This window comes from Nocardiopsis halotolerans DSM 44410 (assembly GCF_000341065.1).
In the GTDB taxonomy this organism is placed as follows: domain Bacteria; phylum Actinomycetota; class Actinomycetes; order Streptosporangiales; family Streptosporangiaceae; genus Nocardiopsis; species Nocardiopsis halotolerans.
On the sequence record NZ_ANAX01000281.1, the window covers coordinates 1 to 376 of the forward strand.

Genomic DNA, 376 nt, shown 5'->3' on the forward strand with positions numbered 1-376 from the left:
CACGCCGTGGCCGAGGAGTGCGGAGCGGTCCCGTTGGCCGAGGCCGCCGCGGACCTGGCGCGCAGGATGGGATCCGGCCTGGCGGAGGACGCGGCCCCTCCCGTGGCACCGGCCGGGTTGACCGCGCGCGAACTGGAGGTGGCCCGGCTGCTGACAGTCGGCAGCACCAACGCCCAGATCGCCGAGCGGCTCTTCATCACCCCCAAGACCGCCAGCGTGCACGTGTCCAACATCCTCGCCAAACTGGAGGTGCCCAACCGGGCCACCGCCGGAGCCCGGCTGCGCGAACTCGGTGTGGCCCGGTGAGCCGACCGAACACGTCGCCGGTGTGACGCACGGGCTTTGACCTGAGCCGATCCCGTACCTGTGGCGGGGC

The 376-nt window shown here is 72.9% G+C and carries 1 protein-coding gene; it reads left to right on the top strand.

Features of this window, described 5'->3' with window-relative positions; all coding sequences use genetic code 11:
- Positions 1-306 (top strand): LuxR C-terminal-related transcriptional regulator (locus D455_RS31220; protein WP_040685028.1); only part of this gene is annotated, 306 nt, incomplete at its 5' end.
- Positions 307-376: the final 70 nt, after the last annotated feature.